Source organism: Seohaeicola sp. (assembly GCF_048006315.1).
Taxonomy (GTDB): domain Bacteria; phylum Pseudomonadota; class Alphaproteobacteria; order Rhodobacterales; family Rhodobacteraceae; genus Seohaeicola.
In genome coordinates this window covers 3,261,435-3,276,374 of record NZ_CP180350.1, presented here as the reverse complement: position 1 = coordinate 3,276,374, position 14,940 = coordinate 3,261,435, and the positions used below count along the sequence as shown (strand labels likewise).

Below are 14,940 nucleotides of genomic sequence, written 5' to 3'. Positions count from 1 at the left end.
ATGTCCGACAAGATCACCTTCATCCTGGATGGCAAGGAAGTTCAGGCCGACAAGGACCAGACCATCTGGGAAGTCGCCAACGGGCGTGGCCTGATCATTCCGCATCTGTGCCACAAGCCCGCGCCGGGCTATCGCCCCGACGGCAACTGCCGCGCCTGCATGGTCGAAATCGACGGCGAACGCACGCTGGCGGCGTCGTGCATCCGCACACCCACCGAAGGCATGGTCGTCAGGACCGATAGCGCCCGCGCCACATCGGCCCGCAAGATGGTGGTCGAGATGCTGCTGGCCGATCAGCCCGAGCGCGCAGTCGCGCATGACCGGTCCTCGCATCTGTGGGACATGGCCGATGCGAATGGTGTGACCGAAAGCCGCCTGCCGACAAAGGATGCGGACCATATCCCGTTGCTGGACGACAGCCATGTGGCCATGCGCGTCAACCTGGACGCCTGCATCTCTTGCGGGCTGTGCGTGCGTGCCTGCCGCGAGGTGCAGGTCAATGACGTGATCGGCATGGCCGGACGCGGCCAGAACGCATATCCCGTGTTCGACATGAGCGACCCGATGGGCCAATCCTCCTGCGTGGGCTGCGGCGAATGCGTGCAGGCCTGTCCGACGGGCGCGCTGATGCCGGCCACCATGGTGGACGCGGCACAGCAGGGCGACAGCAAGGATTTCGATGAAGCCGTCAAATCCGTCTGCCCCTTCTGCGGCGTCGGCTGCCAGGTCAGCCTCAAGATCAAGGACGGCAAGGTCCGCGCCGTCGAAGGCATCAACGGCCCCGCCAACGAGGGACGGCTTTGCGTGAAGGGGCGTTTTGGCTTCGACTACATCCACCATCCCCACCGCCTGACGACGCCCCTGATCCGGCGCGAGGGCGCCCCCAAGGGCATGAATGTCGATCCCGGCAATCCCATGACCCATTTCCGCGAGGCGACATGGGACGAAGCCCTGGACATGGTCGCCAACAGCTTCAAGGCGCTCAGCGCCAATGGACGCGGCCGCGCGATCGCAGGCTTCGGTTCGGCCAAATGTTCGAACGAAGAGGCCTATCTTTTCCAGAAGCTGATCCGGCAAGGCTTCGGCCATAACAACGTCGATCACTGCACGCGTCTGTGCCATGCCTCCTCGGTGGCGGCGCTGATGGAAAACGTGGGCTCGGGCGCGGTAACGGCGACCTTCAACCAGATCGAACATGCCGATGTGGCCATCGTCATCGGGTCGAACCCGGTGGAAAACCACCCCGTTGCCGCCACCTATTTCAAGCAGTTCGCAAAGCGTGGCGGCAAGCTGATCGTGATGGACCCGCGCGGGGTCGGGTTGCGGCGCCATGCCACCCACATGCTGCAGTTCAAGCCGGGCGCGGATGTGTCGATGCTGAACGCGATCATGAACGTGATCATCGAGGAAGGCCTTTACGACCGGGCCTATATCGAGAAGTTCACCGAGAACTGGGAGGCCGAAAAGGCCCATCTTGCCAAGTTCACCCCCGAGGCCATGGCCCCGATCTGCGGCATTCCCGCAGAGGCGTTGCGCGCGGCGGCCCGGACCTTTGCCAAGGGCAAGGCGGGGATGATCTTCTGGGGGATGGGTGTGTCGCAGCATATCCACGGCACCGACAATTCCCGCTGCCTGATCTCTCTGGCGCTGATGACCGGCAATATCGGCAAGCCCGGCGCGGGCCTGCACCCGCTGCGCGGACAGAACAACGTCCAGGGCGCCTCTGACGCGGGTCTGATCCCGATGTTCCTGCCCGATTACCAGCCGGTGACGGATGACGCCCTGCGCAGCAACTTCTCGCGGCTGTGGAATTCCGGCGATTTCTCGGGCGAAAAGGGTCTGACCGTGACCGAGATCCTGGATGCCGTCCATGCCGGATCGATCAAGGGGATGTATATCCTTGGCGAGAACCCGGCCATGTCCGACCCGGACGTGACCCATGCAAGGCATGCCCTGTCAAAGCTGGAATGCCTGGTGGTGCAGGACATCTTTCTGACCGAGACCGCGAATTTCGCGGATGTGATCCTGCCGGCCGCCGCCTTCTATGAAAAGAACGGCACCGTCACGAACACGAACCGCCAGGTTCAGATGGGCCGCGCCGCAGTCGCAGCACCGGGCGAGGCCCGCGAGGATTGGCTGATCATCACCCAACTGGCCCAGCGGCTTGGGCTGGACTGGGATTACACCCATCCCGGCCAGATCTATACCGAAATGGCGAAAGGCATGAAATCGCTGGCAAACATCACCTGGGAGCGGCTGGAAAACGAAGGCGCCGTGACCTATCCCAGCCTGTCCGCGACCGACCCCGGTCAGCCCATCGTCTTCGCCGAGGGCTTCCCGCGCGAAGGGGGCCGGGCGAAATTCACGCCGGCATCCGTCATCGCGCCCGATGAACTGCCCGATGCAGATTATCCCTTCGTGATGACCACGGGGCGGCAGTTGGAGCACTGGCACACTGGGTCGATGACCCGCCGATCCCATGTGCTTGATGCGGTCGAACCCGAGGCCAACTGCTCGATCCACCCGGCCACACTGCACCGTCTGGGTGTCGTGCCGGGCGGCAACGTGCGCCTGGTCTCGCGGCGCGGAGCGATCACGATCATGGCCCGTGCGGACCGGGCGGTAGCGGAAAACATGGTTTTCGTCCCCTTCGCCTATGTCGAGGCGGCAGCGAACATCCTGACCAACCCGGCTGTCGACCCCTATGGCAAGATCCCGGAGTTCAAATTCGCGGCCGTCCGCATCGAACGCGCGCAAGAACAGATCCCAGCCGAATAGCCGGGATCATCCTGCGAAACGGTATGGGGCGCTGTCGTCAACGCGTCCTGTACGACTGGACGCTGCGATGCGCAGGCGGGCCTATTCGGAACGGTCGCTGATCGTGCCATCGATCCGGTGCTCAAGATCAAGCCCCTCGATCTTCAGCACCATCGTCGCCTTGAAGCTTTTGCCCGCGACCTTGTCGGAACCCGCCGCGCGCAGGGCCTCTTCGATGGCCTGCTGCGAGGTCACGCCGACCTGCTTGAGGAACTTGCGCATGGACATGTTGAAATCTTCACTCATGGGTCTTTCTCCGGGTCGAGGCTCAGCCGCCTAGCGTGTTGCGATTTCAAGGAACTGGATCAGGGCGCGGCGATCTTCTTCGCGTGGCACGCGCTGATCCGGCATGCGACTGCCCGGAGTATAGGCATGCGGCCCAAATTCGAAAAGCTCGGATATGGTCTGCGCCGTCCAGACGATATCCATGTCCTTGAGGGCCTCTGAATAGCTGTACCCCGGAAGCGAGGCGATGCGACGCCCGAAGACACCATGCAGGGTCGGGCCTGCGCGGGCGCCATCGTCAGGGGTCAGCGTGTGACATACGGCGCAGGCGCGGAACACCTGTGCGCCGCGCGGATTGATCAATGTGGGATCGGACACATCAGCCCCTTCGCCAAGGGCAGTCCCGTCCATGGACCAGCGCCGGATCAGGCCGTCATTCCCGCCGGTCAGCAGCACCCCGTCGGCGATGGCCAGCGCCCAGACCGGACCTTGCCCTGTCGCGATCACCGGGTCGATTGCAAGGGTCTGCGGATCGACCAGCCAGGCATCCCCGGTGGTGCCGCCGACGGCCACACGGCCTTCACCGACAGCCACGGACAGCAAGGGACGCCCGGACACGGACACTTCACGCAATCCGCCGCTGTCGTCCACGATCCGCAACGTGCCATCCGGCGATGCCAGGAACAGTGCCGCACCATCCGTCGCCAGCGCCGACGGTGGCCCCGGCAAGGCGATCTGGGCAATCATCTGGCCTGTCGCGTCCCAGATCCTGAGCAGCAAGTCAGCCCCGACACTGGCAAATCCGTCTCGATAGGTGACAAGGCCGGTGATCTGCCCCTGATGCGCATCGATCATGCGCGGCATGCCCGTACCGGACCACAGGGCAATGCGCCCGTCCCACCCGGCCGAGACGATGCCATCGCCCAGCACGGCCAGCGCGCCGACAGGCAGCGGATGCCAGGTTTCGGAATAGACCGGTTCCGGCCCCTCGGCCCAGATCATCACGCGGCCATCCTGTCCGCCGGTCGCGAAACGTCCATCCGGCAAACGCAGCACGGCTGTTACCGCGCCTTCGTGAAAGCCGCTGACCTGGGTGGCCACCGTCCCGTTCCAGACAATGGCACGCCGGTCGAAAGAGCCGGAAATCACCTGCCCCCGGCTATCGGCAACCAGGGCGCGCACCGGGCCGCCATGGCCACGCAGATCTTGGGCGGACAAAGGCAGGGCGCCTGCAATGAATGCCAGGCAGACTGCTGCAAGACGCATTCCGGCCCCCTGCCCCAAGTCCGATCAGTTGCTGATCAGGTTCTGCTCACCCGGCGAAACACGGGCGCCTTCGGTGGTGAAGGCCGAGGTGCTGTCGACCTGGAAGGTGCCGTTCAGCACACTGGCCGCGCCAATGGCGATACAGACGATGGCAACACAGGCAATAAGAAAGGATTTCATCGGTCAGGCTCCTTGCAGTTTTCAGTTATTCGGAACGTCCGGCACAGGCGCGGTCAGACTGGACCATACCGCCTCTGCCATTTCGGTATAAAGCCGCCCCAGCACCCCGTCCGGGTCTCGGGCGACAATGGGTTGGCCGCTGTCGGATGCGGCCCGCAGATCCATGGTCAGCGGCACCGCCCCAAGGAAGGGCACGCCCAGACGGCGTGCCTCGGCCTGCGCGCCCCCCGTGCCGAAAAGGGCGTGCTGCTTGCCGCAATCGGTACAGGTGAAATATGCCATGTTCTCGATCAGGCCAATGATCGGCACATCCACCTTGCGGAACATCGCGATGCCGCGCCGCGCGTCGACCAGTGCCAGATCCTGCGGTGTCGACACGATCACGGCCCCGGCCAGCGTGGTGCCCTGCGCGATGGCAAGCTGCGCATCCCCTGTACCGGGCGGCATGTCGACGATCAGCACGTCCAGTTCGCCCCAATCCACATCCGCCAGCATCTGGGTGATGGCGGACATCACCATGGGACCGCGCCAGACCATCGCCGTTTCGGCATCCACCATCATGCCCATCGACATCGCCAGAAGCCCGTTGGATTGCATGGGCAGCAGGCGACGATCCTTGCCCATCCGGGGCCGCCCATGCAGCGCCAGCAGTGTCGGGATCGAGGGGCCGTGGATGTCGGCATCCAGGATGCCCACCCGCAGGCCCTTGGCCCGCAAACCCAGCGCAAGGTTCACCGCAGTCGTGGACTTACCGACGCCACCCTTGCCCGAGGCAACCGCAACAACGTGGCGCACACCGGCAAGCACCTTGGGCGCTGCGCCAGGTGCCACGGCGGGCTTGGGCGTAGTCAGGCGGGGCGGGGCGCTTTGTTCATTGGTCAGCACGACAAAGGCGCTGTCGACACCGGGAATGTCGCGCAACGCGGCCTCGGCCGCGGCCCTGACCCCGGCAAGAGAGGCCGCAGCCTGCGCATTGGTCATGATCGAGACGTTGACACGGCCGTTCGCGACGACGGGCCCCGACACCTGCGGCGCCCCCAGAAAGGGCGTTCCATCGGGCATGTTCAGCCCTGACAGCGCCTCACGGGCCGCCAACAGGATCGGATCATCGGCCATTGACATGGGGTCTTTCTGACGTGAACGCCTGTGACATCAAGCAAGCGAAAAAACGCGCCCGGTCCTTCAGCAAAGACCGGGCGCGTCATGGTTCTTCATTCGGCGGGATGCGCGCCTTTGGTCGAGATCGACTTGTCGCCGGACTTTGCCTGAACTTCCTCGACCCAGAGCGAATGGTGCTCCTTGGCCCAGTTCAGATCCACCTCGCCCGAGCCCATGGCATCGAACGCGCCTTCCATGCCGATCGACCCGATGTAGATGTGGGCGATGATCACGAAGGACAGGATGGCGGCCACGATCCCATGAATCAGCTGGAACAGCTGCCAGTCGGCTTGCGTTCCGGCCAGTGTCGGGAACAGCAGCATCACACCGGTAAAGGACAGCGCCGCACCGCCGGTCGTCACGGACCAGAAGATGACCTTCTGCCCGGCATTGAACTTCTTCGCCGGGGGATGGACACCCTTCTTCAGCAGACCGCCACCTTGCGCGATCCATTCGGCATCGACCTTGTTCGGCAGGTTGTGCGCCACCCAGACCAGAAAGGACAGCAGCAGACCCAGCATGAAGGCCGGCCCGACATAGTTATGCGCCAGCTTGCCCCAGACGGTCAGGGTCGAGAATGTCCCCTCGCCCAGAAGCGGCAGCAGCAGGGTGCGACCCAGAACAAGGTTCAGACCGGTCAGCGCCAGAACGATGAACGAGCCTGCCATCAGCCAATGGGCAAAGCGCTCGATCGCGGTAAAGCGCAGGATGCGGATGCCCGACATCTTGCCATCGACCATGATCCGGCCACGGACCATGTAGAACAGCGCCAGAACGACGACGGCGCTGACAACGGCCGCAATCGACAGGAACCGCACGGTGCCGGTATGGGTGCCGGCCCAGGACTTGTTGCCCGGCTTGATCAGGCCGCTGGCCTTGTCATCGGGGATAGACACGCGCCCGGCGACCATCTGGTCGCCTTGCAGCGCCTGGAAAAGCTTGTCTTCCGTGACCGATTGCGCGGTCGGGTTGACCTGCTGCGCCTGCGCGACGGTCGGTGCGGTGACAGCGCCAAGCGCCAGCACGGTCACGACAGCCATGAGGGCGGCAAGACGCTTTGCGAGATGTTTCATGTTCATAGTCCCTACTCCCGCTCAGACGTTGATTGCATCGCCATAAGCGGTGCGCCAGCCCCATGCGCCAGAGCCGTAGCCCCGCGTCACAACGCGTTCCTTGTAGATTTCAGCGATGATATCGCCATCGCCAGCCAGAAGCGCCTTGGTCGAGCACATCTCGGCGCAGAGCGGCAGCTTGCCTTCCGCCAGACGGTTCGAGCCGTATTTGACATACTCGGCTTCGGTCATGTCGGCCTCGGGGCCACCGGCGCAATAGGTGCATTTGTCCATCTTGCCACGGGTGCCGAAGTTGCCGACCTTGGGATATTGCGGCGCGCCGAAGGGGCAGGCGTAGAAGCAATAGCCGCAGCCGATGCAGGTGTCCTTGGAGTGCAGGACGACGGCGTCATCGGTGGTATAGAAGCAATCCACCGGGCAGACGGCCGCGCAGGGCGCGTCGGTGCAGTGCATGCAGGCCATCGAGACCGAACGCTCGCCCGGCAGACCATCATTGATGGTCACCACGCGGCGGCGGTTGATGCCCCACGGAACCTCATGCTCGTTCTTGCAAGCGGTCACGCAAGCGTTGCACTCGATGCAGCGGTCTGCGTCGCAAAGGAATTTCATACGTGCCATGGTTATTGTCCTCCCTTATGCCGCAGAAATCTGGCAAAGGGTCACTTTGCCTTCATGCATACCTGTCACCGGGTCATATCCGTAGGATGTGACTGCGTTGACGCTTTCACCCAGAACGATCGGGTCCGTGCCCTCGGGATAGTTGCCCCGCTGGTCGACACCCTGGAACCAACCGGCAAAGTGGAACGGCATGAATGCCACGCCCGGTGCCACACGCTCGGTCACAAGGGCCTTCACGCGTGCCTTGCTGCCGTTCTCGGGACCGTTGACCCAGACCCAGCCACCATCGGTGATGCCACGGGCCGACGCGTCCGCCGGGTTGATTTCGACGAACATGTCCTGCTGCAGTTCCGCCAGCCACGGGTTCGAGCGGGTCTCTTCGCCGCCACCCTCGTATTCGACCAGACGGCCGGAGGTCAGCACGATCGGGAAGCTTTCGGACAGCTTGCGCTCGACCGCCGAAGCCTGAACCGAGAAGCCGATGTTCGGCACACGGAACTGACGTCCATCTTCGCGGGTCGGGTAATCGGCCACCAAGTCCGGACGCGGCGAATAGATCGGCTCGCGGTGAACCGGGATCGGGTCGGGCAGGTTCCACGCCACCGCGCGGGCCTTGCCGTTGCCGAAGGGCACGCAGCCATGTTCGATCGCGACACGCTGGATGCCACCCGACAGGTCGGTCGACCAGCTGACAGCTGCCATCTTTTCGGGATCGTTGCCACCGATGCGCTGGATCGTTGCCAGTTCATCCGGGGTCAGGTCCACGTCCCAGCCCAGCGTCTGCAGCACACCATAGGTGAACTGCGGATAGCCGTCCTGGATCTCGGATCCGACGGGGTAGCTGCCTTCGGCCAGAAGCGTCTCGCCTTCACGATCCACACCAAAGCGCGGGCGGAACGCACCGCCACCGTCCTTTACGGCGATGTTCGGGTTGTAAAGGATGTGCGTCCCGGGATGCTTGAACTCGGGCGTGCCCCAGCAGGGCCACGGCAGACCGTAGTAATCGCCGGCGACCTCGCCCGCATCGGCAGGCGCGCGCAGGGTCACCAGGTCGAACTTGTCCTGGTTTGCCATATGCGCCTTCAGGCGTTCCGGGCTTTGTCCGGTATAGCCGGTCGACCAGCCACCGCTGTTGATTTCACGCAGGATCGATTCCGGGGTCGGTTCCATCGAGAACTTGCCCTGAACCATCTCGTAGTTCTTGAACATCTGGTCGGCAAAGCCAAGCTTGGTCGCCAGGCGGTAGATCACCGCATAGTCGTTGTCGCTTTCGAAGATCGGATCGACAACCTTTTCGCCCCACTGGACCGAGCGGTTCGACGCGGTGCGGCTGCCGCTGCACTCGAACTGGGTCGAGATCGGCAGCAGATAGGTGTTGTCGGTGCGATCATGCAGTGCCGCAAAAGTGGTGGGATGCGGATCGGCCACGACCAGCAGGTCAAGCGCGTTCATCCCCTTCAGGCTGTCGCCCATCCGCGGCACGGTGTTGCCACCATGGCCGAAGACGATCATCGCCTTGATGTTGTCGCGCTGATCGACGTCTTCCGCATCAAGGGTGGTCGCGTCGAACCAGCGGGTCGACGGGATACCCGCCATTTCCATGTTGGCCTTGCGATCACGCGCATCGCGCCCGCCCTTGGCCGGCACCTCGTCGAAGCGCGACTGGAAATAGTCGTAGGGAACATCCCAGACGCGGGACCAATGCTTCCAGCCACCTTCGGACAGACCGTAGTAGCAAGGCAGCGAACCGATATCGAGACCGAAGTCCGTGGCGCCCTGCACGTTGCAGTGGCCGCGGAAAATGTTGGCCCCGGTGCCGTCGGAACCGACGTTGCCGGTCGCCAGCAGCAGGTTGCAATAAGTGCGGACGTTGGCCGTACCCACGGTGTGCTGCGTGCCGCCCATGCACCAGATGAAGGTCGAGGGGCGCTGCGTGGCGAAGGTCTGCGCGACGCGCTTCAATTCGGCCTCGGGAATGCCGGTGATCCGCTCGACGACATCGGGCGAATATTTCTTCACTTCCTCGCGGACCTGATCCATCCCCCAGACGCGCTGGTCGATGTAATCCTGGTCCTGCCAGCCATTCTCGAAGATATGCCACATGATACCCCAGATGATGGCGATATCCGTGCCCGGACGCATGCGGATGTAATCCGTGGCATGCGCGGCGGTGCGCGTGAAGCGCGGGTCGATCACGATGACATTGGCGCGGTTCGTTTCCTTGCCCGTCAGGATGTGCTGCAGCGACACGGGGTGCGCTTCGGCCGCGTTCGACCCCATGAAGATGATGGTCTTGGCATTGCGGATGTCATTGTAGCTGTTGGTCATCGCGCCGTAGCCCCAGGTGTTCGCAACACCCGCCACGGTCGTCGAATGGCAGATACGCGCCTGGTGGTCGACGTTGTTGGTGCCCCAGAAGGCCGCGAACTTGCGGAACAGGTAGGCGCCTTCGTTCGAGAACTTGGCAGACCCCAGAAGATAGGCGCTGTCCGCGCCGTTCTTCTCGCGGATGTCCAGCATCTTGTCGCCGATTTCGTCGATCGCCTGCTCCCAGGAGATGCGCACCCACTGGCCGTTCTCTTTCTTCATGGGGTATTTCAGGCGACGGTCACCGTGGACCAGCTCGCGCACCGATGCGCCCTTGGCGCAATGGGTGCCGCGGTTGATCGGGCTGTTCCATGCCGGCTCCTGACCGACCCAGACACCGTTCTGGACTTCGGCCTTGACCGTGCAACCGACCGAGCAATGCGTACAGATGTTGGTTTTCACCTCGACCGGCTGGCTGAAATCGGTCTTGCCCGCTTCGGCGCGACGCACCGTGGAGGCACCGATTGCGCCAAAGGCGGCAAGACCACCGACGGCAAGCCCCGAGGCCCTCAGAAAGCTGCGGCGATCAACCGGCTTTGCCGACACGCTCTGTGCAAAGGCGGCCAGGCCGCTGCGGTTTGCATCCGTGGATCTGCGTTTGACCAGCATGACTTATGCTCCCTTGTAATAACGGTTGGTGCGGTAGAAGGCCTGGACATGCTCGGTCTCCTTGTACCGCGCCTTGGTCCGTTCATCGCCCGTTTCCTCAGCGAAGACAGGCTGCGCGCCGCCTGCAACAACACTGGTCGTCGCAGCAGCAGCAACTGCGCCAAAGAACCCGCGCCGCCCTATACCTTTTTCTTTTTTGATGCTTTCAGCCATGTCATCCTCCCTGGGTTCGTCCTGTGCCGGCAGATGCTGATGCCCTGCCCGATATGTCTTCTGTCGTCTTGAAATCTCAAACCGTTCGTCCGCCCGAACCGCGATGCGCCGCCGCCTCAAGCTCGAACGCCCGCGTTTCGATATCCGTGAAAATCCGCCCGACCTCGGCCACGGCGCGATAGAATCGCGCACTGGGGGCCACGGCGAGATCATCGAAGAACTGCCCCACCCAGGGGGCAAGATGGCGCGCGAAGAAACCTGCCTCTCCGGCGGCGCCGCAACCCAGAACACTGGCATCGAACTCACCCATGGCAAGCCCGGCCATGATTTCGGACAGGCTGGCGATGTGATCCTCGGGCTCGAATCGGCCTTCGGCGCGCTCGACGCCCATCAGCTGTAGGTCGTGGCGCAGATCCGCCAGAGGACGCTCGTTCAGGAAACCCGTGATGTAGAAAGAGGCGAAGGGCAGCAGCTCGCCGCGCCCGACCCCGACGAACAGCTCGAAAAACTCGCGCGCGACGTCTTCGGCATCGGCCTCTGCCGCTGTCCGGGCAAGCACCGCATAGGCCTGACCGAGGGCCGTCTCGTCACCTGTCAAACCAGCCAACAGGTCCAGCGCATCCCGGTCGGGCGCCGCAACAAGCAAAGATGCCAGAAGTGCCCATTGCTGGGACCTCAGCACCTCGTGCTCTGGTCTGGCTGGCGCAGCCGGGGCTGTGCTGGCTATCATCAAGGTATCAACCTTCTGGCTATCGATGTCTGTGTAGGGTTCGCGCACTACGGTATACGGATATTGTATACACGGTTTTCAAAACCCTTGGCAATAATTTGTGACATCGATTTTACATGTTTGGATGCCGATTTTTTTCAGCTTTGCCAATGACGTGTCATTCCGGCACCGCACCCCCGTGCCGCCGCTGCGGCACCATGGCCACCTGCGCCTGCCGGGGTGATTCATCCTCTCTCACGGGATCTTCGGCACCCGCAGGATCTGGCGCATCACTGGCCTCTTCAGGCTGCGGTTCTGCCGGATCGGGCAGATCACTGGCATCCTCGACCGACCTGACCGGCGCGACCTTGCGCGGTCGCACTGTCTCCTCCGCGACAGTTTTGTCGGCCTCATCATACTCTGGCGCGGTCCGTTCTCCAATCAGATCCTTCACCATCTTTTCAACGCTTTGGCCCGACAGGACACCGCCGCCGCCGGGCACGCCGCCCGGTGCATTCCAGTCCCAGGCATAGTCCACCGCCGGATCCGCGTAATCGCGCACCGCGGGGTTCACCAGCCACATCTTGCGCAGCGCCGCGTTCTTGAGATGGGCGGGCACGCCCTTGGCCAGGAACGGCTTGATGTCGAAACCCGCCGTGATCTCGTCAAGCGAGGGCAGCGAATCGATGATGGCTTGCGTGTCGACGGGATCTTCCGGCTGGATCGGATCAGGCAGTTCGGCGGGCTTTGCAGGCTCCTCGGACGCAACCGGGGTTTCCCGTTTCGCCGCAAGCTTCCTGCGTGACCAGTTGCGCAGGAAACCGCCTTCACGCTCTTCGGGATCAGTCATTGCCCCCCCTTGGGCGGCAACCCCGCCTTCCCGCGTGATTGCACCCACTTTTCGTCATCCGACAGGATCCGCTTGGCGCGCGGATCATGTTCCATGTTCACAGGCACACGCTTGCGCTTGTGAAAGACCTCTTCCACGTGATGCGCGGCGATGAACGCCTCGATGCGCGCGGCCACGGCCGGCGGCATGGCCAGCGCCTCGACGATCCGTTCGGGATCACTGGCCATCGCCTCGCCCTCGTAGGGATCAGCCGTGACAAGCCGCACCGCGTCGCCGTCGCAAGACACCCAGAGCGAGGGGCGCGCGGCGCGCAGGTTGTCGATGTAATGCGAGGTTTCGCCCGAATGCAGCACCACGGCATGATCGCCCATGTAATAGGTGCGCACCTCGCCCTGTTCGGACATCAGCGCACCACGCTCCAGCGGCGGGATCTCGGCCATCAGGGCCGCCGGCCGCACGACGCGCCTGGCCCAGACATTCGCGGGCGGGTACGACACACCCAGAACCGCGAGGCGCAGAACCTCCCGTGGCATCAGGCGCGCCCCATGGCGGCGGGTATCTCTCCGGCGATCCCGTCACCCAGTAGCGGCAGACCGGTCACAAGGTTCTGCGGCTTGAAGCGGATCACATTGCTGCCGTCCAATCCGACGAACAGGTATACCGGCTGCGATCCGATCTGCGGCAGAACACCATCCGATGACAAGAAGGTCAGCGCGAAAAGCCCAACCAGTGCCGCGGCGGGCGTCTGGCCGTTCCACAGGGCATTGCCCACCTCGGTGCCCGCCTGATCAAGGCCGACATACCATTGCAGATCGACATCATTCGCGCTCAGCATCGGGGAGACGCTGACCGGCTGGCCCAGAAGGTGATGCACGAAACGTTCGACCGCGCGCGCAAAACCGGCCCGCGCCTTGGGATCCGCGCCGAAGGGCAGAACCATCGTATGCGCATCCGACCTGCTCCAATAGGTCCAGGCGTTCTCGTCATTCAGCACATCCAGCGAATCGACACCGCCATTCATCATGGCAAACAACGGGTTGCTGTGAATCTCGCCTTCAAGTTCGGCCACCAGCTCGTCATCGGCCAGCATCAGCGCACCCTCATTCAGAAAGGCGCGTTGCGGGCGAAAGAACATCTCGGCGGCGCGCAGGACATGCACGTCGTCGCACCCTTCAAGCGCGTTGCGCAGGATCAGCTGAACAAGCTGATCGTAGAAGAGATGCGGCAGGCGCACGCGGTCACGCACCAGCCCCAGGTACCCCGCCTCGATCGACCCTGCAGCCAGAAGACGATCCCGCAGGGTCAAAAGGAATTCCCAATTCTCGCGCGCATCCGGGTCCTTGATATTGGCGCGCTCCATCACCGACACCTGCGCGCGCGGCGTGGCCATCAGACGGGCATGCAAGGCGCGTTCGGCCGCACAGGCCTCGGCAGGCGGCACGATCTCGGGCCGGGCAAGCCAGGCCAGGATCAGCTCATCCGTGACCTGCATCCGGCCAGTGGCGTCCAGCCGTGTCAGGTGATGGCCGGAGGCGACCCAGAATTCCCTCATGACGTGCTCTTCTCTTCCATGAACGAGGCCAGGTCGAAATGCTCGGCCTCCGCGTCATCCTCGTCGGTTTCCACAACATGAAACGCCTTGTCATGCCCGCTCAGGTACCCGGCGGAAAACGCCGTGGTGTCGCGCGGCTTGAGGGTGCGAAACTGCTCCCTGATCCCACCCTCGGCCTGGGTGCGGTGCAAGGCGATCAATGTGCCTTCGGCGTGGCCGCGGCACAGATCCTCGGCCAGGGCCATCTCTTCTTCGGCGGCGGGACGGGCTGCGTCCATGTCGGGCGCACCCAGCTTGTCGATCAGTTGGCGAGCCAGCATTTCGACTGCCTCGTCGCGGTCGGACGGGCGCACGAAAGTCACTGTCACCAGGGTCGACCAGCCAAAACTTTCCACCCCCAGCAGACCCGAGCGAAAGGCGATCTGTTCCTTGCGGCCCAGCCTGTCCGGATCGCGCCCCGCGAACAGGAATGTTCCGGGAACCGCCCATTCGCCGGGTGTTGCCGCCTGCGCGAACACCACCTCGTCCGAGCGGTCAAGCCGGATCGTGCGCGGCAGACGGATCACAGCCTTGGCCCGTGGTCATCGCGCCAGGCGGCTTGCGGCAAAGCATCTCCCAGACGCGCCAGCCCGTCGGCATCCTGCACATCCACCGCCTCGGCCATGGTTCCGCCGGACGCGATCTTTTCGGCAAAGCGTTCCGCCAGCGCGGGATATCCGCCATGGGCCATGCGGTCGAAGTTCAGCATCAGATAGGCGGCAAAGCTTTCAAGGATCGCGGGCGGATCGGTGAAATCCTCTTCCTTCAGGGACACGGAGGCGGGCTTGCTGCCGGGATCCGTCAGATGATCGCGATCCGCGATCAGCTCGACCCCCAGGACCATCCAGTCAGGCACCTCATCCTCGGCCACGCCATCGGGCAGGTGCAACCGCATGCCGCCAAGCCGGCCTGCATCCAGCCGCAATTCCGAGGGCCAGCCGAAGGTGACCGCGCGCTCGGGCGGGCAATGCGCGGCCAGCGCGTCGCCCAGCGCCAGCATCCCCAGCACGAAAGCCTTGCGCGCCTCGGCCAGCGGCACGTCCGGCTCAAGAACCACCGCGAAATCGAACCGCCCGGCCATGGTGCCGCGCCGTCCCGTTTCGGGCATGCTGCAATGCCATACAAGCGTGCCGGCCCCGTGATCGGGCGCCAGCAGGCATGCTTGCGTCTGTGTGTCCCCCTGTGCCAGCCAATGCGCCGTGTAAGGCGGTGGCAGCACAAGAGCACGGGGCGCTGAATGATTGTCGAGCACCACGGCCTATCC

Annotated in this window: 15 protein-coding genes; 1 reads left to right on the top strand and 14 read right to left on the bottom strand. The window is 63.7% G+C overall.

Annotation, left to right across the window (positions count from 1 at the left end):
• Positions 1–2,778 (top strand): formate dehydrogenase subunit alpha, encoded by a 2,778-nt coding sequence (fdhF, locus tag ACMUJL_RS16290; RefSeq protein ID WP_375572437.1) that lies wholly within the window; start codon positions 1–3, stop codon positions 2,776–2,778.
• An 81-nt stretch (positions 2,779–2,859) separates the two neighbouring features.
• On the opposite strand, the gene ACMUJL_RS16285 is transcribed toward fdhF, so the two are convergent.
• The 14 genes from ACMUJL_RS16285 to ACMUJL_RS16220 form a co-directional block, all read right to left on the bottom strand.
• Positions 2,860–3,063 carry a DUF6494 family protein gene (locus tag ACMUJL_RS16285; RefSeq protein ID WP_068292272.1) on the bottom strand — a complete coding sequence of 68 codons (204 nt, stop codon included), beginning with the start codon at positions 3,061–3,063 and terminating at the stop codon, positions 2,860–2,862.
• 30 nt (positions 3,064–3,093) lie between these two features.
• Positions 3,094–4,308, bottom strand: coding sequence for a c-type cytochrome (locus ACMUJL_RS16280; protein ID WP_375572440.1), 1,215 nt, complete (start codon positions 4,306–4,308; stop codon positions 3,094–3,096).
• A gap of 24 nt (positions 4,309–4,332) precedes the next feature.
• Complete coding sequence (locus ACMUJL_RS16275; protein WP_162841193.1) at positions 4,333–4,488, bottom strand: hypothetical protein; 156 nt, start codon at positions 4,486–4,488, stop codon at positions 4,333–4,335.
• A 21-nt stretch (positions 4,489–4,509) separates the two neighbouring features.
• Positions 4,510–5,604 (bottom strand): Mrp/NBP35 family ATP-binding protein, encoded by a 1,095-nt coding sequence (locus ACMUJL_RS16270; protein WP_375572442.1) that lies wholly within the window; start codon positions 5,602–5,604, stop codon positions 4,510–4,512.
• 95 nt (positions 5,605–5,699) lie between these two features.
• Entirely contained in the window at positions 5,700–6,719 is a 1,020-nt protein-coding gene (locus ACMUJL_RS16265; RefSeq protein ID WP_068292354.1) for a formate dehydrogenase subunit gamma, read from the bottom strand.
• Positions 6,720–6,740: 21 nt separating this feature from the next.
• Positions 6,741–7,337: a formate dehydrogenase FDH3 subunit beta gene (gene fdh3B, locus ACMUJL_RS16260; RefSeq protein WP_068292285.1), complete on the bottom strand. Its 597-nt coding sequence runs from the start codon at positions 7,335–7,337 to the stop codon at positions 6,741–6,743.
• Positions 7,338–7,352: 15 nt separating this feature from the next.
• The gene (locus ACMUJL_RS16255; protein WP_375572445.1) at positions 7,353–10,313 is read right to left on the bottom strand and encodes a formate dehydrogenase subunit alpha; all 2,961 of its coding nucleotides are present in this window, start codon (positions 10,311–10,313) and stop codon (positions 7,353–7,355) included.
• 3 nt (positions 10,314–10,316) lie between these two features.
• Positions 10,317–10,526, bottom strand: coding sequence for a hypothetical protein (locus ACMUJL_RS16250; RefSeq protein WP_068292289.1), 210 nt, complete (start codon positions 10,524–10,526; stop codon positions 10,317–10,319).
• Between the two features lie 76 nt (positions 10,527–10,602).
• Complete coding sequence (locus tag ACMUJL_RS16245; RefSeq protein ID WP_375572448.1) at positions 10,603–11,256, bottom strand: TorD/DmsD family molecular chaperone; 654 nt, start codon at positions 11,254–11,256, stop codon at positions 10,603–10,605.
• A 157-nt stretch (positions 11,257–11,413) separates the two neighbouring features.
• Positions 11,414–12,085, bottom strand: a complete 672-nt coding sequence (locus tag ACMUJL_RS16240; RefSeq protein ID WP_375572450.1) for a DUF3306 domain-containing protein — start codon at positions 12,083–12,085, stop codon at positions 11,414–11,416.
• The gene (locus tag ACMUJL_RS16235) at positions 12,082–12,618 is read right to left on the bottom strand and encodes a DUF3305 domain-containing protein (protein ID WP_068292294.1); all 537 of its coding nucleotides are present in this window, start codon (positions 12,616–12,618) and stop codon (positions 12,082–12,084) included. Before ACMUJL_RS16235 ends, ACMUJL_RS16240 begins: the two co-directional genes overlap by 4 nt.
• Entirely contained in the window at positions 12,618–13,637 is a 1,020-nt protein-coding gene (locus ACMUJL_RS16230; protein WP_068292296.1) for a DUF6352 family protein, read from the bottom strand. The genes ACMUJL_RS16235 and ACMUJL_RS16230 overlap by 1 nt, the downstream gene beginning before the upstream one ends.
• Positions 13,634–14,203, bottom strand: a complete 570-nt coding sequence (locus ACMUJL_RS16225) for a DUF6505 family protein (RefSeq protein ID WP_375572453.1) — start codon at positions 14,201–14,203, stop codon at positions 13,634–13,636. The genes ACMUJL_RS16230 and ACMUJL_RS16225 overlap by 4 nt, the downstream gene beginning before the upstream one ends.
• Positions 14,200–14,895: a biotin/lipoate--protein ligase family protein gene (locus ACMUJL_RS16220; RefSeq protein ID WP_416914446.1), complete on the bottom strand. Its 696-nt coding sequence runs from the start codon at positions 14,893–14,895 to the stop codon at positions 14,200–14,202. Before ACMUJL_RS16220 ends, ACMUJL_RS16225 begins: the two co-directional genes overlap by 4 nt.
• Positions 14,896–14,940: the final 45 nt, after the last annotated feature.

Excerpts from the sequence above, each read along its gene's own strand:
- fdhF (WP_375572437.1), top strand. The coding sequence starts at position 1 with ATGTCCGACAAGATCACCTTCATCCTGGATGGCAAGGAAGTTCAGGCC.
- ACMUJL_RS16285 (WP_068292272.1), bottom strand. The coding sequence starts at position 3,063 with ATGAGTGAAGATTTCAACATGTCCATGCGCAAGTTCCTCAAGCAGGTC.
- ACMUJL_RS16280 (WP_375572440.1), bottom strand. The coding sequence starts at position 4,308 with ATGCGTCTTGCAGCAGTCTGCCTGGCATTCATTGCAGGCGCCCTGCCT.
- ACMUJL_RS16275 (WP_162841193.1), bottom strand. The coding sequence starts at position 4,488 with ATGAAATCCTTTCTTATTGCCTGTGTTGCCATCGTCTGTATCGCCATT.
- ACMUJL_RS16270 (WP_375572442.1), bottom strand. The coding sequence starts at position 5,604 with ATGGCCGATGATCCGATCCTGTTGGCGGCCCGTGAGGCGCTGTCAGGG.
- ACMUJL_RS16265 (WP_068292354.1), bottom strand. The coding sequence starts at position 6,719 with ATGAAACATCTCGCAAAGCGTCTTGCCGCCCTCATGGCTGTCGTGACC.
- fdh3B (WP_068292285.1), bottom strand. The coding sequence starts at position 7,337 with ATGGCACGTATGAAATTCCTTTGCGACGCAGACCGCTGCATCGAGTGC.
- ACMUJL_RS16255 (WP_375572445.1), bottom strand. The coding sequence starts at position 10,313 with ATGCTGGTCAAACGCAGATCCACGGATGCAAACCGCAGCGGCCTGGCC.
- ACMUJL_RS16250 (WP_068292289.1), bottom strand. The coding sequence starts at position 10,526 with ATGGCTGAAAGCATCAAAAAAGAAAAAGGTATAGGGCGGCGCGGGTTC.
- ACMUJL_RS16245 (WP_375572448.1), bottom strand. The coding sequence starts at position 11,256 with ATGATAGCCAGCACAGCCCCGGCTGCGCCAGCCAGACCAGAGCACGAG.
- ACMUJL_RS16240 (WP_375572450.1), bottom strand. The coding sequence starts at position 12,085 with ATGACTGATCCCGAAGAGCGTGAAGGCGGTTTCCTGCGCAACTGGTCA.
- ACMUJL_RS16235 (WP_068292294.1), bottom strand. The coding sequence starts at position 12,618 with ATGCCACGGGAGGTTCTGCGCCTCGCGGTTCTGGGTGTGTCGTACCCG.
- ACMUJL_RS16230 (WP_068292296.1), bottom strand. The coding sequence starts at position 13,637 with ATGAGGGAATTCTGGGTCGCCTCCGGCCATCACCTGACACGGCTGGAC.